This is a genomic window from Curtobacterium luteum (assembly GCF_001475545.1).
Classification (GTDB): domain Bacteria; phylum Actinomycetota; class Actinomycetes; order Actinomycetales; family Microbacteriaceae; genus Curtobacterium; species Curtobacterium luteum_A.
Genome location: NZ_LDQC01000069.1, coordinates 1 through 19235, shown reverse-complemented (window position 1 = coordinate 19235; position 19235 = coordinate 1). Strand labels below are relative to the sequence as shown.

The window sequence follows — 19235 nt, the reverse complement described above, 5'->3', positions numbered from 1 at the left end:
CTCCAGGTGGTGCTGCGGGGCAGGGGACGGTGCGCGGGCCGGGGTCAGGCGAGCAGCGAGCGGATGTCGTCGGCGGACAGGTCGTCGGCGAACAGGGCGTCGTCGTCGATCATCGTGGCGAACAGCTCGGCCTTCTTCGCGGCGAGGGCGAGCACCTTCTCCTCGATGGTGTCCTCCGCGATGAGCCGGTTGACGTTCACGGAGCGGGTCTGCCCGATGCGGTGCGTGCGGTCGACGGCCTGGTTCTCGGCGGCCGGGTTCCACCACGGGTCGAGGACGAACACCGTGTCCGCCTCGGTCAGGGTGAGCCCGAAGCCGCCGGCCTTGAGCGAGATGAGGAACGCGGGCGCGGTGCCGTTCCGGAAGCGGTCGATGACCTCGGGCCGTCGGCGCGTCGAACCGTCGAGGTACTCGTACCCGATCCCGCGGGCGTCGAGCGCGTCGGCGACGATCCGGAGGAACGAGGTGAACTGGCTGAACACGAGCGCACGTCGGCCCTCGGCGGCGAGCTGGTCGAGTTCGTCGAGCAGCAGGTCGAGCTTCGCGGACGGGATGTCCGACACCTCGGCGGGTGCATCGAGGTCACCCGAGGGGGCGGCGGTCGGCACGAGGGCGGGGGAGAGCGCGAGCATCCGGAGGAGCGTCAGGGACCGGAACACGATCATCCGGTTGCGGGGCAGGTCGTCGATGAGGTCGAGGACCTTGAGTCGCTCGCGGTTGAGCGTGCGTTCGTAGAGCTCGCGGTGCGCCGGGTCGAGCGTCACCCGGACGACCTGCTCCTGCTTCGGCGGGAGGTCGGCGGCGACGCTCTCCTTCGTCCGTCGGAGCATGAGTGGCCGGATGCGGCGACGGAGTCGCTCGGTCAGCTGTCGTCGGGCGTCGCCGCGGAGGTCCGGGGACCCGAGCGGCTTCACGTAGTCGTCGCCGAACCGCGTCCACGACGACAGCAGCCCCGGCGCCACGACGTGGAAGAGCGCCCAGAGGTCGGTCAGCCCGTTCTCGAGCGGCGTGCCCGTGATCGCGAACTTCACGGGAGCGCGGAGGTCCGTCACGACGCGGTGGATCTGCGACTGCGGGTTCTTCACGAACTGCGCCTCGTCGAGCACGAGCGCGGACCACGACTGCTCCGACCACGCGGCGGCGTCGAGACGGAGCAGGGCGTACGAGGTCACGACGACGTCCGAGTCCGCGGCCGTGCGGGCGACGAGTGCAGGGTCCTTCAACGACGTCGAGGTCACGGTCGACACGCGCAGCGACGGGACGAACCGCGCGGCTTCGGACGCCCAGTTCCCGACGACCGAGGTCGGCGCGACCACGAGGAACGGCTTGCCGTCCGGTTCGTCGGCGCGGGCAGCGGCGATCATCGCGAGGACCTGGAGCGTCTTGCCGAGGCCCATGTCGTCCGCGAGCACCCCGCCGACCCCGTGCGAGCGGAGGAACGACAGCCATGCGTAGCCGGCGTGCTGGTACGGCCGGAGTTCGGCGTGCACCGAGTCCGGCACGGGTGTGTCGGCGGGCGGGGTCGCACCGAGCAGCCCCGCGGCGATCGCCTGCCACCGTTCGTCGTGCGAGGTCTCGTCGGCGAGCTGGTCGAACTCCGACCACAGCCCGGCCTGCAGCGGGCTGACCGTCATCGGCTGGTCGGGCTCCCACTCGCCGAGGTCACGCGCCTCGTCGATGAGCTCCTTGAGCCGGTCGAACGCCGGATCGGCGAGGGACAGGTACGAGTTGTCGATGAGCTTGAGTCGCCGAGCACGCCCCGCGAGCGCACGGAGGAGCGGCGTGAACGGGATCTCCTTGCCGTTCACGCTGACGATGATCCCGAGGTCGAACCAGTCGTGCTTCTCGGACGGCATCGTCGTGACGCGGATGTTCGGGCGACCGCTCAGCCGCTCGTAGTCGAGCCGTTCGCCCTGCACCACCGTCCGGACGCCGTGCGCGGTCAGCTGGGGGAGCAGCTCGTTCGCGAACACCGCGACGTCGGCACCGTCCACCACCCCGTCGGCGAACCAGTCGAGCCCGCCGCCGGGGCCGACCGGTGCGTCGTCGGCAGCACGGACCTCGGTGAGGTCAGGAAGCGGACCGTGCAGCGCGGCCGGGTCCTTCCGGCCGTCGACGTGCCACCGCCACTGCAGGTGCACGCGGTCGTCCGTCCGGGGAGCCCGCGCGGGCTCGAACGTGGCGGTCAGCACGAGCTCGGTCGCGCCGCGTTCGGGCAGCTCCACAGAGCCGTCGGAGCTGACGAGCCCGCGGGCGCCGCGGAGTCGGGGTGACCAGTCCGCGAGGAACTCGGCGACCTCGGCCTCGGGCACGGTGATGCGGACGCCCTCGACGAGCATCCGCCGCTGGTCCTCGGGCACCGGTTCCGGGGTGGGGGCGAGCGAGACCTGGAACGCGGGGCTCTCACGGAAGGAGTACACGCCGTGGTCACCGATCGTCCGCGCGGCCCCGGCGACGACCGGACGCCCGTCGATCACCGCCCCCGCACCGATCACGAGGCCGCCCTCGGAGCGCGCGGTGTCGAGCAGCACGCGGGCCTCGGACCCGAGGGTCACGCCGCTCGCCTGCTTGCCCGTGACGAACGCGATCCCGAGCCCCTCGGCCTGCCGGAGCAGCGGCCAGAGCAGCGGGCTCTGGAAGTCGTCGAGGTGGATCCAGTCGCTCTCGCCCGGCAGCCCCGCGAGCGCGCCGGCTCGGTGGAGTGCGGCGAGCTGGAGGAACCACGCGTGCTGCTCCGGCGTGAGTCCGAGCCGGTTCTGCGAGTACGGCAGCGTGCTCCAGGTCAGCTGCCCGCGGACCCAGTTGCCCGCGTCGCTCCGGGTGACCGGCCGCACGCCGAGCCGCACCGTCCGCGACGCCGCGGGCAGCGACCGACCGGCCGCACGAGCCCGCGCGGCGAAGCGCGCCGTGACCGCGTCACGCAACTCGAACTGCAGCCCCATGGGGGTGCCCTGCGGTGTGACCACCTGCTCGGTGTCACCGGCGAGGCGGGCGACCTCGTGCCTCCAGTCCGGGGCCGGCGGAGCCGGAGCCTGTGCCTTCGGGCCGGCGGCCGCTGCGAGCGAGCGGGCGTTGACGGTCAGGAGCGCGGCGGCGACGTGCTTGCAGTCGCCGCCGAGCGGGCAGGAGCAGGAGCTGCGGACCGGTCGGACGAACTCGCCGCGGGCCGGGGTGGTCTCGACGCGGACGTCGTACGGGTCGTCGGCCGTGCCGGAGACCCTCGCGGTGACCGTGCCGTCGTCCTCGTGCCAGGTGGCGGCCTCGACCAGGCCCGCACGGACGACGTCGCGGGCGCGACCGAACGCCTGCGGTCCGACGAAGCGGATGACGTCGACGGCGTCGATCATCGGGGCGGCTGGCACCCGTCAATCGTGCCAGCACCCACCGACGTCCCGTTCTGGGGGAGACGCCGGACGCCGGACGCGGGCAGGATCGACGGCATGCTGCAGTCCCTCGTGTACATGAGTTCGGCCACGACACCCTTCGACGACGCGGAACTCGACGCCGTGCTCGAGCACGCTCGCGCTCGGAACACGGAGGACGGGCTGACCGGGCTCCTCGTCGCCCGGGGCGGTCGGTTCATGCAGCTGCTCGAGGGGCCGTACGAGCAGGTGATGGCGACCTACCGGCGGATCCTCGGCGACGACCGGCACGACAGCGTGGTGCTGCTCGCGGAGGAGTCGATCCACACCCGGCGGTTCCCCGAGTGGTCGATGGCGTACGACCGCGGTGACCAGGGCACCGAGCCGCCGGAGGGGTTCAGCGACTTCCTCCCGATGGGGGACCGGAGCGCGGACCGCAGCCGGTCGCGGGAGCTGCTGCGGTGGTTCCGGTCGCACCCGATGGCCGACCCGTCGGCTGCGCAGGGGAAGCACCGGCGCGAGAGCTGACCCGTTCGCGTCGGGTGGCCGACTACGACACGCTGCGTTCCGACCCCGGGCGCTGGCGCGATGCGATGAAGTCGCCGTCCAGTGCCTCACCGATGACGTGCTCGTCGTCCGGGTGCAGCGTCGTCGAGACGATGACGTCGAAGTCGTCGCTCGTCTCGTGTTCCTTCGGGTCCACCTTGGTCATGCTGTCCTCCGGCAGCAGGGTAAGTCGGCCGGCGCTCCCCGACGCGGCGCGAGCGCGCCATCCGCGGTGTGCGGACGAACGGTGCGCGAGCGGCGCGCACGGACTGCGGGCGTTCCGCCCACGGCCGTCCCGTCAGTGACCGCCGTCCGCAGCGCCGTCGGACGCAGCGAGCTTGCTGTGCTTCCGCGAGTACCCGAGGTACACCCCGAGCCCGATCGCGAACCACACCGCGAACCGCACCCACGTCTCCCACTGCAGGAAGGTCACGAGCCACAGCGACGCGATGACCCCGATCGCGGGGATGACCGGCATGAACGGCAGCTTGAAGGTCCGGGGCAGGTCGGGCTGCCGGTAGCGGAGCACGATCACGGCCGAGCACACCACGACGAACGCGAGCAGGATCCCGATGTTCGTGAGCTCCGCGACGATGCTGATCGGCAGCAGACCAGCGAGGACCGCCGCCGCGATGCCGATGATCCATGTGACGCGGGTCGGGACGTGCCGCTTCGGGTCCGTGTGCGCGAACCACTTCGGCATGAGGCCGTCGCGGCTCATCGAGAACCACACCCGGGACGCGCCGAGCATGAACGTCAGCAGGACGGTGATGATCCCGACGATGGCGCCGATCGCGATGACGTTCGCCACGCCGCCGAGCCCGACCGACGCGAACGCCGACGAGAAGCCCGAGGCCGGGTCGATGTCGGTGTACTTCTGCATGCCGGTGAGGACGAGGGTCGCGAGCACGTAGAGCACCATCGCGATGCCGAGCGACAGCAGGATCGCCTTCGGCATGTGCTTGCGGGCGTCGACGGACTCCTCGGCAGCGGTGGACATGGCGTCGTAGCCGAACACGGCGAAGAACACCGTCGCGGCGCCGGTCATCACGCCGCCGAACCCGAACGGGAAGTACGGCTGGTAGTTGGCGCTGTTGATGTGGGACACGCCGAGGACGACGATGAGCACGACGAGCCCGACCTTGATGCCGACCGCGACGAGCTCGAACCGTGCGGCGCTCCGGATGCCCCGCGTCAGGACGAACGCCGTCAACAGGCAGAGGACGATCGCGAACACGTCGATCACGTGCCCGTCGCCGGTGCCGGGCGCGCCGAGCATCCAGGCGGGCAGGTCGACGCCGAACTGTCCGACGAGGAACCCGACGTACCCGGAGATCCCGATCGCGACGACGGCGACGATCGCGGTGTACTCGAGCAGCAGGTCCCAGCCGATGAACCACCCGACGATCTCGCCGAGCACCGCGTAGCCGTACGTGTAGGCGCTGCCGGCCTTCGGGATGAGCCCCGCGAACTCGGCGTACGACAGCGCGGCCGCGGCGCTCGCGACACCGGCCACGAGGAACGAGATGAGCACCGCGGGGCCTGCGACCCCGTGCGCGACGGTGCCGGCGAGGGTGAAGATGCCCGCGCCGATGATCCCGCCGATGCCGATCGCGGTGAGCTGCCAGAGACCGAGGTGTCGCTTGAGGCCGCCCTCGCCGCCGGCCTCGTCCTCGATCGTGTCGATGGGCTTCCGGCGGAACAGGGTCGCGCGTGGTGACGTCGATGTCATCCGCCCACTCTGCACCTCTCGGCGGACTCCGGACCGACGGCGGTAGAACGGGGGCATGCGCAGACCACAGCGGATCGAACCGGGGCCGGACCAGGAGTCGGTGTGGGACTACCCCCGACCACCCGCCGTCGAAGCCGTCGCGAAGCGCGTCGTCGTCCGGCTCGGCGGGGTCGTCGTCGCGGACACGACCGATGCCGTCCGGGTCCTCGAGACCTCGCACCCGCCGGTCTACTACCTGCCGGTCGCCGACCTCGCGGAGGGTGCGCTCGTGCCGGCGGAGGGGTCGAGCATGTGCGAGTTCAAGGGTCGCGCGCGGTACTTCGACGTGCGGGGCGGTGGCGTCGTGGCTCCGCGTGCGGCGTGGAACTACCCGTCTCCGGAGCCGGGCTACGAGCAGCTGCGGGACCGGGTCGCGATCTACCCGTCGGCGATGGACTCGTGCGAGGTCGGCGGCGAGGTCGTCCAGGCCCAGGAGGGGGACTTCTACGGCGGCTGGATCACCTCGGACATCGTCGGTCCGTTCAAGGGCGGTGCGGGCACCTTCGGCTGGTGAGCGGCGGATGCGCGCATCGCCCGTCCGTGCGGTGACCAGGCGCCGAGGTGGCGCGTGGGACCGGGTGGTGACCGGGCGTCGCGACGCGGGTCGCGTGCCGGAGTGGGGACCAACGACCGGCCGGGAGGCGCGGTGCGGGCCCGACCCGTGCCTCCCGGCCGGTGGATGGGTGCGCCGGGCACGGGGCGCTGCGCGACCACGGAACTCGGCCGGACCGTCCGCGCCGCGCCGGTCAGCGGTTCGCGTACGGCGACCAGAACGGCGGCGGGAACGCCCCGCCGGTGACGAGCACGAGGACCTGCCAGTAGAGCATCACGAGCCCGAGCAGGCACACGACGCCGCCGATCCACGACCACACCCGGACCGCCCGCCGACGCCCGGCGATGCGGATCGCCCGCCACCCGCACAGCACCCCGACGACGGCGAAGACGGTCCCGAGCAGGAGGTGCCTGGCGGTCCCCTCCGCGGGCAAGAACAGGCCGAGGTAGAACGACACCGGGGCGAGGACGACGGCCACGGTCGCGGGAGCGGCGGGTGGCTCGTGGTCCCGGGCGACTGCTGCCATGCACCCGACCGTACCGACGCGGCGATCGACGCGCCCGCCGTCCTCGCACGTGACGGATGTGTCCGACTCCCGCCCGTCGCCGAGCGTCCCGGCCGCGTGACGAGCACGATGGAGACATGCGCTCCTTCCTCCGGGTCCTGCTGGGACTCTTCCTCGTGTTCGCCGGTGTCTCGCACCTGACGTTCGCCCGGGAGGACTTCCGCGCCCAGGTCCCCGAATCGCTCCCGCTCGACACCGACGCCGTGGTGCTCGGTTCCGGCGTGGCGGAGATCAGCCTCGGGTCGGCGCTCCTCCTCGCGCCACGCTCGGCCCGTCGTCGCGTCGGCACGATCGCCGCGTGGTTCTTCGTGGCGGTCTTCCCCGGCAACGTCGCGCAGTGGCTGAACCGCCGGTCCGCGTTCGGCCTCGACACCGACGCCGAGCGCATCGGCCGCCTGTTCGGCCAACCACTGCTGATCGCCGCCGCCCTGTGGTCGACCCGCGGGGCGTCGGGCTCGCGGTCCGGGTCGTGACCGACATGGGCACCGCGGCGCGCAGACCCGACCCCGGTCCGCCGGCGGACGTGGTCGGCACGTCGTCCGTCTCCACCGGCCGGGAGGCACGACACCCCTTGGCAGGAGGCCGTCGCGTCGCGGACGTGGTCGCCTCGGCCGTGCTCCTGGTCGCCCTGGCCGTCGAAGCCGTCGTCGCCGGCTGGGCGATCGTCTTCCTCTCGCTGGTGTTCGGTTCGTGCGACGCTCCGGGGAACAGCTGCAACGCTGCGCTCGGGGGAGCGGTGGTCTACGTCGGGCCGGTGCTCGTCGGCCTCGTCGCGCTGGTCGCGATCGTGTGGGCGGTGTCCCGGCTGGTGCGGCGTCGGGTGGCCTGGCCGGTCCCGGTGGTGGGCATCACGGCGATCGTGGTCGTGTTCTTCGCGTGCCGGCTGCTCGTGGACGCGGCGGTCACGCGCGGGATCTGACCACCTCCTGCACAGGGCGTTGGCGGCGTGGGGTTCTCCACAGAGGCCTCTCCGGGGCGCCGTCGTGTCGGGGTCCGGCGGGACGCTGGGGTCATGCCAGACACCGACATGATCGACCGCCTCACCGACGAACCCGTCCGGACCGACGGCGACGTCCTCGACCTCGTCCGCACGCTCATCGGCCGCCCGCTGACCCGGCAGTGCTGGGTCGTCTTCCTCGCCGAGCGTGGCGTGCCCATCCCGCTGCTCCTGCCCGTGTCCGATCTGCCGTACCAGCCGGACGATCGCGTGGACGACTTCGCCGCGCTGATCGCCGACGTCACGGAACAGGTCGGCGCGGACGACGTCGTGGTCGTGTGGGAGCGACCCGGCAACGACCAGGCACACGCCGTCGACTGGGAGTGGGTGGACGCGGTCGCCTGCTCGTTCGACGAGCGGCACGTGCGCCTCCGTGGGCAGGTCATCGTGCACGACCGCGGTGTGGAGCTGCTCGAGCTCGACGAGGGGGCAGCGTGACCCGCGCCGTGGCGGTGGGAGCTGTCCGGTCCTCGCTCTCGGGGCGCGGGGTCAGCCCTGCGGTGCGGTGTCGGGGACGGTCTCGCCGGTCAGGCCCTCGACGACCGCCTTCGCCTCCGGCCAGAACTTCGCGTAGTGGTCCGGATCGGAGTTGATCTGGACGGCGTGGGCCATCTGGGTCGGCGTCAACGTCTTCCAGCCGGGGACCTTGACGAGCTTCGCGTAGAACATCGATGCGGCCGTGTACGGGTCCATCCGCTGCTCGTAGGTGCCCCAGGCGCCGTTGTCGCGCTGCTGGAAGAGCCCGCGACTGTCCGGGCCGGCTGCGTCCCCGTGGTCGAGGTTCACCAGGCTCGACTCGCCGATCGCGGTCATCACCCCGACGGCCTGCGTGTGCGGGCCGATGCCGAGCGCCTTCGCCGCCTGGATCACCGCCGCGGCGTTCACCAGGCGGTCCTGGCAGAAGCCCGCGATCGGCCCGGCCGGCACGGCGATGCCCCCGACGGTCTTCGTCGCTGCCGCGGGGCACGTGGGGGCGGCCACCTCGGCGGAGCGGGCCGCGCCGGACAGCGAGTTGACCGCGATGACGACGAGCACGACCACACCGACGACCGCGGCGACGACGCCCGCGCCGAACACCGACGCGAGCGTGATGCCGACGCGGCGCATGACGGGGTCCTCTCGGGCGGGACGGTTCGGAGCATGACGAGGGTACGTGCACCTCCTGGAGAACCGCTCCCGCCCGATCGGGTGTCGTCCGGACGGCGGGTCAGCGCTCCCGACGGTCGGAGCCGTCGTCGGGCTGCCGCAGCACGGCCGTCGGCTCGGTCACGAGTCCGGTCGGCGCCTTCTCGGCCTGCTTGCGCCCGTGGGTGAACCACGTCACGAGCCACAGCACGATCCCGAGTGCGAGCAGGCCGCCCGCGATCTCGTACTGCTGCGGATCACGGCCGGACGACCACGGCAGCACCAGCCAGACGCAGGTGACCACGCCGATCACGGGGACGATCACGCCCGCCCGGAAGTGCCGGTGGTCGACCCGGTCGCGCCGGAGCACGAGCACCGACAGGTTCACGACCGCGAACACCGAGAGGAGGAGCAGCGACGTCGTCCCGCCGAGCACCACGACGATCGGGGAGTCCGGGTTGAGCGACACCCAGCCGATGAGCGCGAGCGAGATGAGCGTCGTGAACACGATGGCGGTCGACGGGGTGCGGCGTGCCGGCGAGACGCGGGCGAGGAACCCGGGCAGCACGCCCTGCTTGCTCATGCCGTACAGCAGGCGCGACGCCATCATCATGTTGATGAGCGCGGTGTTGGCGACCGCGAACATCGAGATGAACGGCAGCAGCGCCGCGATCGGGAAGCCCGGGGCAGCGGTCTGCACCACGGTCACGAGGGGCGTCTCGTTGCCGGCGAGCTCACCGATCGGCACGACGGCGACGGCGCAGATCGACACGAGCACGTAGATCACCGCCGTGATCCCGAGGCCCGTGAGCATCACCTTCGGGAAGATCCGGGACGGGTCCTTCGTCTCCTCGGCCATGTTCACCGAGTCCTCGAAGCCGACCATCGCGAAGAAGGCGAGCGACGTCGCGGTCGAGATCGAGAGGAGGAGCGTCTTGTCCTCCGGGGTGTCGAACATGACGACACGTGAGAAGTCCGCGTTGCCGCCCGCGATCGCCCAGAACCCGATGAGGATCACCATGACGAGACCGGACAGCTCCACGAGCGTCAGCACGACGTTCGTCTTCACGCTCTCGCTGACGCCACGGAAGTTCACCGCCATCACCAGGAGCATGAAGCCCATGCCGATGAGCATCACGACCGCGTTCGGCAGCTCGAGACCGAACCCCGCACCGAGGTTCGCGGCGAACGCCCTGGATGCCGTCGACGCCGACGTGATCCCCGAGCACATCACGATGAAGGTCACGATGAACGTGAGGAAGTGGACGCCGAACGCCTTGTGGACGTAGAGGGCGGCGCCGGCGGTCTGCGGGTACTTCGTGACGAGCTCGAGGTACGAGAACGCCGTCAGCAGCGCCACCGCGAACGCGATGAGGAACGGGAGCCACGCCGCTCCGCCCACCTCCGCCGCGACTTGACCGGTGAGCGCGTAGACGCCCGTGCCGAGGATGTCCCCGACGATGAACAGCAGCAGCAGTTTCGGACCGATGACCCGCCGGAGCTCGGTCTGCTCGCCGGTGGGGCGGTCCTTCGTGGTGGTGGCCATGCACCACCATCTTCCGGGGGACACCATTCTGTCCAGTCTCACAGGGTTCTCCCCGCTGACCGCAACACGCCCGTGTCCTGCGCGACCCACGCCGATCGGGCACGTGCTCATGCGCGGATCGCTACGCTCCGGTCCATGGACGCCGAGACGAACACCACCGAAGAACCCGTCGAGTTCGCCGACTTCGCCGCGAAGCTGCTCGTGCTCGACGTGCTCTGCTACGACCTCGGCGTGCTCGAGCCGTACGACGGCGACGTCGAGGGGGAGTCCGACGAGGACCTCGGTGTCGACGGCCAGGACGACCGGGCACGTGAGTACTACGACGACCTCGACCTCCTGCCGTCGCACCTCGCGCTGGTCACCGAGCTGACGGTGGACAGCGACCTCGAGGTGCTCCAGGACGTGCACCCCGGGTGGGACGGCTCCGACGACCGCTACGACGTGCAGAACTGGGACGATCTCCTCGAGCTCCCCGCACTCGAGGTCGTGTACGCCGCCGCACCGCTGCCCGCGCACGTCGCCGACGCGTTCGCCGCGAGGGGCGTCGAGGTCCGCTCCGCCTGACTCGGGACCGTGGGAGGCCGTCTGCGCTCCCGCTCCCGCCGGCGCCGTCGCCGTCGCCCGAGACTCGGCTCCGCGGACACTTTCGCGCCCCGCGCATCGCGAAACTGTCCGCCGGGCCGAGTCTCGGGGTCGGGCGGGCGACGATCGGCGCACGTCGAGCGACGAGCGACGCGCGACCGTCTTCGCGCGGGCGCGGGCACCGTCAGGCGTCTCGGAGCGCCCGCATCTCGGCGGTGAACTGCGCGGCACCGCCCTGCGCCGGGTGCCGGACGGCGACGGCGTCGATCCCCGCGAGCGCCAACGCCCCCTGCGCCTTCCGCCCGACGGCGACGACGCGCACGTCACGCCCGGCCACCCCGGCCGCGGCCGCCCCAGTCCCGGCCGCGGCCGCCCCAGCCCCGTCCGCACCGGCACCGGCACCGGCACCGGCAAGGGCACCGGCACCGGAACAGGGATCGACCTCGTCCGAGTCCGCGCCTGTCGCCCGGAGCGCCCGGAGGGCACCGAGCAGCGCGATCGCGACGGGGGCGCCCGCGCGGACCTCCGCCGGCCGCGGCGTCCGGTTCGTCAGTCGGTCCGGCGCCGCGAAGGGGTGGTGCGGGAACACCGCCCACGCCACCGGCAGCGGCCCGGTCCACTCGGCGAGGACCGCCTGCACCACGCGCGACGACGCCTCCCACGGCGCGCTCGGCTCCGGCGGCACGAGGTACTCCGGCCCGAGCTCCCGCGTGCTCGTGAACGGCACGCCCGTGTTCGTCATGCCGCGCCACCCCGGAGCCTCCGCGACGAGCAGCATCGTCGCCGCACGCCCGACGGTGTCGAGGTACGTCGCGAGGTTCCTCCGACGGAGCCGTCCGGCAGCCGTCCCGACGTCGTACAGGGCTTCGGCATCCGGTGCGACGGGCACGGCGTCGAGCGCCGCCCAGAAGGGGTCGAACACGTCGTGGCCCACGTCGCTACTCCCGCCCGAGGACCCGGCGGTACACCTGCTCGAGACCGGCCGCTGACCGCTCCCAGCTCAGCCGCTCCGCGTGCTCCCGACCCGCCGCAGCCAACGCCGCCGCGTACCCGGAGTCGGTCAGGATGTGCGCGATCTCCGCAGCCCAGACGTCCGGGTCGCGGGACTCGAGCACCACCCCGGTCTCGCCGTCCACCACGGCCTCGCGGAGACCACCGGCAGCGGCGGCCACGACGGGCACCCCGGACGCGGAGCCCTCGAGCGCGACGAGGCCGTACGTCTCCGAGTGCGACGGGACCAGCACGGCTGCCGCGCCGCGGAACAGGAACGCGAGGTCAGCCCGTGACTGTGGACCGACGAACGTGACGCGGTCGGCGATGCCGTGCTCGGACGCGAGCCGGCGCAGCTCCGCCACGTAGTCGCCCGCCTCGCTCGAGGCGTCACCCGCGATGACGAGGGTGGGGCGTGCCTCCCGGTCGATGCCCGCGATCGCCTCGATCGCCAGGTCGAGCCCCTTCAACGGCTGGACGCGGGCAGCCGCCACCACGTACGGGACGTCCGCACGCCGCGCACCCGCGGCGGCCGGACGGAACACCGAGCCGTCGACGCCCGGCGGGACGATCCAGACCCGTCCGGGGTCGCCGCCGAGGCGGTCGCGGACGGTCTCCGCCTCGGCCGACGACACCACGACGACGGCGTCGGACTCCCGAGCGAGCAGCTGCTCGCCGGCGGGGCGTCCCGCGGACTCCGGCCGCTCGCCCTCGGACAACGGGGTGTCGGACGCGGCCGCGATGGAGTGGAACGACTGCACGTGTGGGATGCCCCGCTCGCGGGCGACCGGCAGAGCCGCGACGCCCGAGAACCAGTGGTGCGAGTGCAGCACGTCGTACGGACCGAGGCGGGTGAGCCCCTCGCGGAACGGCTCGATGAACGCGTCGTGCTCGCCCTTCGGCACCGGCTCCGCCGGCCCCGCGGAGAGGAACCGCAGGCACACGCCCGGCACGAGCGACACCGAGTCCGGCTGCGTCGGCGACGAGCGCCGGGTCACGATCTCGACGTGGTGTCCGCGGTCCGCCAGCGCCTCGGCCTGGTGGCGGACGACGACGTTCATGCCGCCGACCTCGCCGGAACCGGGTTCGTCGCCGGGGGAGGTGTGCAGCGACACCAGTCCGATGCGCAGGGGATCGGTGGTCGTCGTCACCGGTCCAGCCTACCGACGGCGCGCCGCTGGGACGCGCGGGCGGGCGCCACCACGACGGGCCGTCGGCCCGTCTCGTCCGGCGGCTCCGCCGGGTCGACCGGGAGGCCCGGATCGCGTCCCAGGACCTGCACCCGCTCGTCGCCGTGCCGCTCCCAGAATGCGGCGGTCCAGGCACACAGGGCGCCGTCGAGCAGGTCCTCCCGGTGCTTGTGCGCCGGCCCGTGCACGCCCGAGGGTTCGGCCAGGCCGGCCGTCAGCGGGTGGGAATCGAGCAGGAACGGCGGGTCGAGTGGCGTCGTGCGGAGCCGGTGCACGAGCGTGTCGAACGCGACCGCGCGACGGATCCGGGCCTCGGCGGCGGGGATCCTCGTGTCGAGGCGCTTGTACCGGGGACGTTCGTCGTCGTACCCGAGCTCCTCGACGCCGACCAGTGTCGTGTACGGGTAGCACTCGAACGCTGCCGGACCGGTGCGCTCGCGCATCGCGGTCGTGTTGTCGACGTACCCGACGCCGAGCGCCGTCAGCCGGTCCAGCAGCCGGGCGCCGGCGCTCGCCGCGGACGCGAGGTTCGTCGGGTTCGCCGCGACCTTCCACCGGCCGTAGCGCTGTCCGACCTGCCGCTCGGCCTCGCGGATGCCCGTGGCGTTCGTCACGACGAGGGAGGCGTCGACGGCGACGAGGGTGCGCGGACCGACGTGCTCAGCGACCCAGTCGGTCACGGCGTCGACCCCACGGGCCCAGCCGGCGTCGGTGATCGTGCCGTCCGCGTCCATCGCCACCAGGCCGGTCTCGTTCGCGGGCTTCCGCTCCGAGCCGAGTCCCCACGCCAGGTCCACTCCGAGGTACGCCGTCACCATCCCAGCGTGCACCCACTCGCCGGATGTCCCCGCAGCGCGGCGATCCCGTTCGGGGGGTACGCGATACATGTCCGCTTCCCGCATCCTTGAGCGTCGATCGACAACAGGGAGAGTGGGCGATGCGCTGGGGAACGATGACGACCAAGGCGAAGGCGACAGTCGTCGTCGCGGTGGCCGCGGTGATCTGGCTCGGCGGTATCGGCTCGGCCGGTGCCTTGGTCGGCGCGGTCGTGTCGAACGCTCCGACCACAGCGGTAGCCCCGCCCGTGCAGGCGAAGCCTCTCCTCAGCGATCCCGCGCCGGACGGATCATCGACTCCGGCGCCGAGGGCAACGCCCACTCCGACTCCGACGCCGAAAACGGTCGTCACCGAGGTGTCCGAGCGGAGTTCGGTGCCGTTCTCTCGGACGACCGTCGAGGACGCCACCGTTCCGAAGGGCGAGTCGCACGTCACGATCGCCGGCGTCGACGGCGTGAAGACGACCTACTACCGGGTCACCACCGTCGATGGCGTTGAGACGGAACGCGAACAGGTCAGGCAGGTACTCAACCGCGCGCCCGTTGTTGAGGTGACGACGATCGGGACGTACGTCGCGCCCGCACCCGCTCCAGCTCCGAAGGTACCCGAGCAGCATTCCTTCATCACGCCCGGCGCGTACTGCGCGAGCGCGGAGAGCGGTGTCGTGGCCCAAGCTGCGAATGGACGCTCGTACCAGTGCGGCGGACACGGCGCGGACGCCAACGGTCGCCTGCACTGGAACACCATGTGATCTCTGCTCGGAGCCGGGGCAGCAACGCCCGTGTACGGTCCGCTCCATGGCGAGCGAGGCGACGATGCTGACGGTCCCGGGCCCGGACGGCGACCGGGAGGTCCGGATCAGCAGCCCCTCGCGCGTGCTGTGGTCCGAGCCGGGCATCACGAAGCTCGAGCTCGCGGAGTACCTCGTCGCGGTCGGGGACGCCTTCGTCCGGGCGAACGGCGACCGGCCGATCTCGCTGCAGCGGTTCCCGGCCGGCGTCGACGGCGAGGACTTCTTCTCGAAGAACCCGCCGAAGGGCGCGCCGGACTACGTCCGCGACGTCGAGGTCACGTACCCGAGCGGCCGGAAGCACCCGCAGCTCGTGGTCGACGAGCCGGCCGTCGCCGTGTGGGCAGCCCAGATGAACACGGTCGTCTTCCACCCGTGGGCGTCCCGTGCCGGGGACCCCGACCACCCGGACCAGCTCCGCATCGACCTCGACCCGCAGCCGGGGACGGACTTCCGCGACACGGTCCCGGTCGCGCACGAGCTCAGGAAGGTGCTCGCCGACGTCGGCCTCACCGCGTGGATCAAGACGAGCGGCAACCGCGGCCTGCACGTGTTCGCTCCGGTGCGGCCCGAGTACGAGTTCCTCGACGTCCGGCACGCGGTGATCGCTGCCGCGCGGGAGCTCGAGCGGCGGATGCCGGACCGGGTGACGACCGCGTGGTGGAAGGAGGAACGGGGGCAGCGGGTGTTCGTGGACTTCAACCAGGCGAACCGCGACCGCACGATGGCCGGCGCCTACAGTCCGCGGGCGCTGCCGCACGCGAGCGTGTCGACGCCGATCACGTGGGAGGAGCTCGACACCGTCGATCCCACGGTGTTCACGGTGCGCTCGGTCCCGGACCGGCTGCGCGAGCAGGGGGACCCGTGGGAGGCCGTGCACGAGGCACCCGGAGCGGTCGGGCCGATGCTCGCGTGGTGGGAGCGGGATCTCGGCGACGGACTCGGGGAGCTGCCGTTCCCGCCGGACTTCCCGAAGATGCCGGGCGAGCCGCCGCGCGTTCAACCGTCGCGCGCGAAGCAGGCCGAGGAGCGTTAGTTCCGCTCGTCGACCACGGGGGCGCTGTCGTCCACCCGGGTCGTCCGCATCGGCAGGCTCACGCTCGCCGTGTTGAGCCGCGTCAGGCGCGACCACGTGCCGCGGTGCGTCTCGCTGATGCCGTCGATGACCATGGTGTCCTCCTTGCCCCCGAGGTTACTAGGTAGCCTAACTAAGTCGAGCATAGGAGCGACAATCGGACAGGGCAAGCTCTACTCGAGCACTGCTCGCAGATCCCAGGCGACGGGCACGTCGAGCTGGTCGTAGCCGCACGACTCCGGGTCGCGGTCCGGCCGCCACCGCTCGAACTGCACGGTGTGCCGGAAGCGGTCGCCCTCCATCTGGTCGTACCGCACCTCCAGCACGAGCGTCGGCTCCAGCCGGACGAACGACGTGTCGCGACCCGACGAGAACCGCGACCGTTCCCCGTCACCGGTGACGGGCCTCCCGTCCGCGTCCGTGACGACCACCGGTTCGAGCTCCTCGACCAACTCGACCCGCCGCCTGTCCGAGAAGGCGGAGACGCCGCCCACCTGTCGGAGTTCCCCGTCGCTGTCGTACAGCCCGACGAGGAGCGATCCGACCCCGTGCCCGCTCTTGTGGATCCGGTAGCCGATCGCGACGACGTCTGCCGTGCGGTGGTGCTTGACCTTGAGCATGGTCCGTCTGCCCGGCTCGTACGGTCGCGCGCGGGGCTTCGCGACGACGCCGTCGAGACCGGCGCCCTCGAAGGTCGTGAACCACTCGCGGGCGAGGTCGACGTCGAGCGTGGTGCGGGTGACGAAGAGCGGATCCGACAGGTCCCGACCGAGCTGCTCCAGCCGGTCGCGCCGCTCGTCGAACGGCCGACCGGTGAGGTCCTCGCCGTCGACCGCGAGCAGGTCGAACGCGACGAACTGTGCCGGCGTCTCCCTACTGAGCTTCGCGATGCGGGACTCCGCGGGGTGGATGCGCTGCGACAGGGCGTTCCAGTCGAGGTGCTCGGCGCCGGGTCCGCCGGAGCGCAGCACCACCTCGCCGTCGAGCACCACCGGGTGGTCGCGACCGCCGAGTCGTCCGCGGAACGCCTCGACGAGCTCCGGGAAGTACCGGGTGAGGGGCTTCGCGCCGCGGCTCCCGATCTCGACGTCGTCTCCGTCGACCGTGACGATCCCGCGGAAGCCGTCCCACTTCGGTTCGTACCGCAGGCCGCCTCGGACGCTGTCCGGCTCGGGGACGGTCGGGACGGCCTTCGCGAGCATGGGTGCGGTGTCCATGCGGTCTGTCTACTCGGGCGGGGCCGAGTGGTCGGTTCGTTCGGTGGCCCATCCGGTGCGCGATCCGCGCGGATCGCGCACCGGATGGGCCACCGAACGGATCGACGTGCTGGTCGGCCCGCGAGCAGGTCGGCCTGGAGGCACGGTGCGCGTCCGCCCAGTCGGCGCGCGTCGCTAGGGTGGGCGCGTGACGACCGTGCCCCCGCCTGCAGCGCCGGCACCGGAACCGACCAGTCCCGTGCAGGCCGGAGCGCTCCGGGACGGTGCGCTGCCCCCGGTCGAGGAGGTCCGGCCGGGCGTCTGGACACTTGCCGTCCCGTTCCGGTCCGGCGTGCCGGACGCGACGCTCGTCTACGTGATCGAGGGGACCGACGGTACGGTGACCCTCCTCGATCCAGGGTGGTCCGCCGCCGACGACCTCACCGCGCTCCGCGAGGGACTGGCTGCGACCGGACGCTCGCTCGACGAGGTCGGGCTCGTCGTGGTCACGCACCTGCACGCCGACCACCTCGGTGCTGCCGCAGCCGTCCGCCGCGCGACCGGAGCCCGGGTCGCCATGCACCGGGCCGACGTCGATGCGCTCCGACACGAGGGTGCCGACGCCGCCGCGAACGACGCCGACATCGCGTCGTGGGGGCTGCCGGGACACCTCCGCGCCGGTGTCGTGGCCGCGTGGGGGAGCGGACGACGGATCGGACTCGGCCGCACGACGGAGCCGTACGCCGACCTCCTGCTCGACGACGGCGACGCACTGCCCATCGCCGGTCGGGACATCCGCACGCTGCACACCCCTGGACACACCGCCGGCCACAGCTGCTTCGTCGACGAGGGCGACGGCCTGCTCTTCACGGGCGACCACGTCCTGCCGAGGATCAACTCCGGCATCGGGCTCGGCGGGCGGACGTCCACGAACCCGCTCGGCGACTACCTGGCCTCGCTCCGACGGCTCGACCGGTACGCCGACCTCGAGGTCTGCCCCGGCCACGAGTACCGCTTCCGTGACGTGGTCACCCGCGCTCGGACCCTCGCACGACACCGGGAGGAGCGCTCGCGGCACGTCGCCGCGGCGCTCGACACCCTGCACGAGCCGACGCTGTTCGAGGTCGCCACGCGGGTCCCGTTCAGCGGCGGGATCGAGTCGATGACGGGGTTCCTCCTCGCGAGCGCCCTCACGCAGACCGCGTACCACGCGGCGCTGCTCGGGCGCGCGGGCGAGGTCCGTCCCGCCTGAGTCCTGCGGCGCGTGCTCGCGCTGCCCGTCCGGAAGGTCAGACGACGGTGGTGGCCAGCCGCTCCAGGGTGGTCTTCGCGTCGGCGAACTCGGCGGCGGCGTGGTCGGCCAGCGGTGCGAGGTCCGGGAGTCGGTCGGCCAGGGTGGCGCTCACCGTCACCGGGTAGTGCTTCATGCCGAGGGCCGTACCGAGGATGATCTGCAGTACGGGGGAGCCGTGGTCCCATCCCTCGGTGGGGGTGTCGGCGTCGTAGGTCCCGCCTCGGCTGACCACCGTGACGACCGGACGGCCGGCGAGCGGCTGCACGTCGCCGACGAGGACGCCCGGGATGTGCACGCGGTCGAGCCAGGCCTTGAGCGTGGACGGCACGGTGTAGTTGTAGAGCGGCGAGCCGACGAGCAGGACGTCCGCGGCGAGCAGCTCGTCGATGACCTCCTGACGGAGTGCCTCGGCCTCGGGGGCCACGACCTCGTCCGGGGTGCGGTCACTCGCTGCCCAGTGCAGCGCCGAGGTCTCGAGGTGGGGCAGCGGGTCGACGTGCAGGTCCCGCCGGACGACGGTGTACTCGGGGCCGCGCGCCCGCCAGGCGTCGGCGAACGCGGCGGTCAGCGCGCGGGAGCGGGAGTGGGCGAGGTCGGCGGAGGAGTCGATGTGCAGCAGCGTCGGCATGCGCCCACGCTACCGACGCGACACCGGCGTGTGACGGAAGCGGCCCCGTCGCGCCGGGAGGGGCGGGACGGGGCCGGGGTGAGCCTCCCGTCGGTCGCGCGGGCACACGACCGACGGGAGGCGTCTCGGGTCAGCGCTGGGCGTGACGGCGGCGCAGGGCGCGCGCGCCGATCAGGCCGGCGCCGGCG

Annotated in this window: 21 protein-coding genes; 9 read left to right on the top strand and 12 right to left on the bottom strand. The window is 72.3% G+C overall.

Annotated elements, in window-relative coordinates:
• Positions 1-44: 44 nt before the first annotated feature.
• A complete protein-coding gene (locus NS184_RS12385) occupies positions 45-3362 on the bottom strand; it encodes a DEAD/DEAH box helicase (RefSeq protein ID WP_152998204.1) in 3318 nt (1105 codons plus the stop codon).
• A 78-nt stretch (positions 3363-3440) separates the two neighbouring features.
• Between NS184_RS12385 and NS184_RS12380 the strand changes: the two genes are divergently transcribed.
• Positions 3441-3890 carry a BLUF domain-containing protein gene (locus NS184_RS12380; protein ID WP_058726421.1) on the top strand — a complete coding sequence of 150 codons (450 nt, stop codon included), beginning with the start codon at positions 3441-3443 and terminating at the stop codon, positions 3888-3890.
• A gap of 22 nt (positions 3891-3912) precedes the next feature.
• Here the strand turns inward: NS184_RS12380 and NS184_RS18385 are convergent, their stop codons facing one another.
• Both NS184_RS18385 and NS184_RS12375 read right to left on the bottom strand, forming a co-directional pair.
• On the bottom strand, positions 3913-4074 hold the full coding sequence (locus NS184_RS18385) for a hypothetical protein (protein WP_193750463.1): 162 nt from the start codon (positions 4072-4074) through the stop codon (positions 3913-3915).
• 132 nt (positions 4075-4206) lie between these two features.
• Complete coding sequence (locus tag NS184_RS12375) at positions 4207-5640, bottom strand: amino acid permease (protein WP_058726420.1); 1434 nt, start codon at positions 5638-5640, stop codon at positions 4207-4209.
• A gap of 55 nt (positions 5641-5695) precedes the next feature.
• On the opposite strand from NS184_RS12375, the gene NS184_RS12370 reads away from it, so the two are divergent.
• On the top strand, positions 5696-6193 hold the full coding sequence (locus NS184_RS12370; protein ID WP_058726419.1) for a DUF427 domain-containing protein: 498 nt from the start codon (positions 5696-5698) through the stop codon (positions 6191-6193).
• A 232-nt stretch (positions 6194-6425) separates the two neighbouring features.
• On the opposite strand, the gene NS184_RS12365 is transcribed toward NS184_RS12370, so the two are convergent.
• The gene (locus tag NS184_RS12365; protein WP_058726418.1) at positions 6426-6758 is read right to left on the bottom strand and encodes a hypothetical protein; all 333 of its coding nucleotides are present in this window, start codon (positions 6756-6758) and stop codon (positions 6426-6428) included.
• Positions 6759-6874: 116 nt separating this feature from the next.
• Between NS184_RS12365 and NS184_RS12360 the strand changes: the two genes are divergently transcribed.
• The 3 genes from NS184_RS12360 (at position 6875) to NS184_RS12350 (ending at position 8232) form a co-directional block, all read left to right on the top strand.
• On the top strand, positions 6875-7270 hold the full coding sequence (locus NS184_RS12360; protein ID WP_058726417.1) for a DoxX family protein: 396 nt from the start codon (positions 6875-6877) through the stop codon (positions 7268-7270).
• A 125-nt stretch (positions 7271-7395) separates the two neighbouring features.
• Entirely contained in the window at positions 7396-7716 is a 321-nt protein-coding gene (locus NS184_RS12355) for a hypothetical protein (RefSeq protein ID WP_152998203.1), read from the top strand.
• 93 nt (positions 7717-7809) lie between these two features.
• Entirely contained in the window at positions 7810-8232 is a 423-nt protein-coding gene (locus tag NS184_RS12350) for a hypothetical protein (protein WP_152998202.1), read from the top strand.
• Between the two features lie 51 nt (positions 8233-8283).
• On the opposite strand, the gene NS184_RS12345 is transcribed toward NS184_RS12350, so the two are convergent.
• The gene (locus tag NS184_RS12345) at positions 8284-8901 is read right to left on the bottom strand and encodes a hypothetical protein (protein WP_058726414.1); all 618 of its coding nucleotides are present in this window, start codon (positions 8899-8901) and stop codon (positions 8284-8286) included.
• A gap of 100 nt (positions 8902-9001) precedes the next feature.
• Positions 9002-10465, bottom strand: coding sequence for an APC family permease (locus tag NS184_RS12340; RefSeq protein WP_058726413.1), 1464 nt, complete (start codon positions 10463-10465; stop codon positions 9002-9004).
• Between the two features lie 135 nt (positions 10466-10600).
• On the opposite strand from NS184_RS12340, the gene NS184_RS12335 reads away from it, so the two are divergent.
• A complete protein-coding gene (locus NS184_RS12335) occupies positions 10601-11029 on the top strand; it encodes a DUF6892 domain-containing protein (protein ID WP_058726412.1) in 429 nt (142 codons plus the stop codon).
• Positions 11030-11231: 202 nt separating this feature from the next.
• Here the strand turns inward: NS184_RS12335 and NS184_RS18380 are convergent, their stop codons facing one another.
• From NS184_RS18380 to NS184_RS12320, 3 genes are read right to left on the bottom strand one after another with little or no spacing between them, the layout of a single operon-like run.
• Positions 11232-11981: a hypothetical protein gene (locus NS184_RS18380; RefSeq protein WP_058726411.1), complete on the bottom strand. Its 750-nt coding sequence runs from the start codon at positions 11979-11981 to the stop codon at positions 11232-11234.
• 4 nt (positions 11982-11985) lie between these two features.
• The gene (locus NS184_RS12325; protein WP_058726410.1) at positions 11986-13188 is read right to left on the bottom strand and encodes a glycosyltransferase; all 1203 of its coding nucleotides are present in this window, start codon (positions 13186-13188) and stop codon (positions 11986-11988) included.
• Positions 13185-14042 (bottom strand): DUF429 domain-containing protein, encoded by an 858-nt coding sequence (locus tag NS184_RS12320; protein WP_193750462.1) that lies wholly within the window; start codon positions 14040-14042, stop codon positions 13185-13187. The genes NS184_RS12325 and NS184_RS12320 overlap by 4 nt, the downstream gene beginning before the upstream one ends.
• 122 nt (positions 14043-14164) lie before the next feature.
• Between NS184_RS12320 and NS184_RS12315 the strand changes: the two genes are divergently transcribed.
• Together NS184_RS12315 and ligD are read left to right on the top strand one after the other, a co-directional pair.
• A complete protein-coding gene (locus NS184_RS12315; RefSeq protein ID WP_193750461.1) occupies positions 14165-14815 on the top strand; it encodes a G5 domain-containing protein in 651 nt (216 codons plus the stop codon).
• A 46-nt stretch (positions 14816-14861) separates the two neighbouring features.
• On the top strand, positions 14862-15890 hold the full coding sequence (ligD, locus tag NS184_RS12310) for a non-homologous end-joining DNA ligase (protein ID WP_058726407.1): 1029 nt from the start codon (positions 14862-14864) through the stop codon (positions 15888-15890).
• Here ligD and NS184_RS17935 read toward each other — a convergent pair.
• Both NS184_RS17935 and NS184_RS12305 read right to left on the bottom strand, forming a co-directional pair.
• Positions 15887-16075, bottom strand: a complete 189-nt coding sequence (locus NS184_RS17935) for a hypothetical protein (protein ID WP_152998200.1) — start codon at positions 16073-16075, stop codon at positions 15887-15889. The genes ligD and NS184_RS17935 overlap by 4 nt on opposite strands.
• 27 nt (positions 16076-16102) lie before the next feature.
• Positions 16103-17146: an ATP-dependent DNA ligase gene (locus NS184_RS12305; protein WP_058726406.1), complete on the bottom strand. Its 1044-nt coding sequence runs from the start codon at positions 17144-17146 to the stop codon at positions 16103-16105.
• Positions 17147-17333: 187 nt separating this feature from the next.
• Between NS184_RS12305 and NS184_RS12300 the strand changes: the two genes are divergently transcribed.
• Positions 17334-18377, top strand: coding sequence for an MBL fold metallo-hydrolase (locus NS184_RS12300; RefSeq protein ID WP_083513670.1), 1044 nt, complete (start codon positions 17334-17336; stop codon positions 18375-18377).
• A 37-nt stretch (positions 18378-18414) separates the two neighbouring features.
• Here the strand turns inward: NS184_RS12300 and NS184_RS12295 are convergent, their stop codons facing one another.
• Complete coding sequence (locus NS184_RS12295; RefSeq protein WP_083513669.1) at positions 18415-19047, bottom strand: FMN-dependent NADH-azoreductase; 633 nt, start codon at positions 19045-19047, stop codon at positions 18415-18417.
• Positions 19048-19235: the final 188 nt, after the last annotated feature.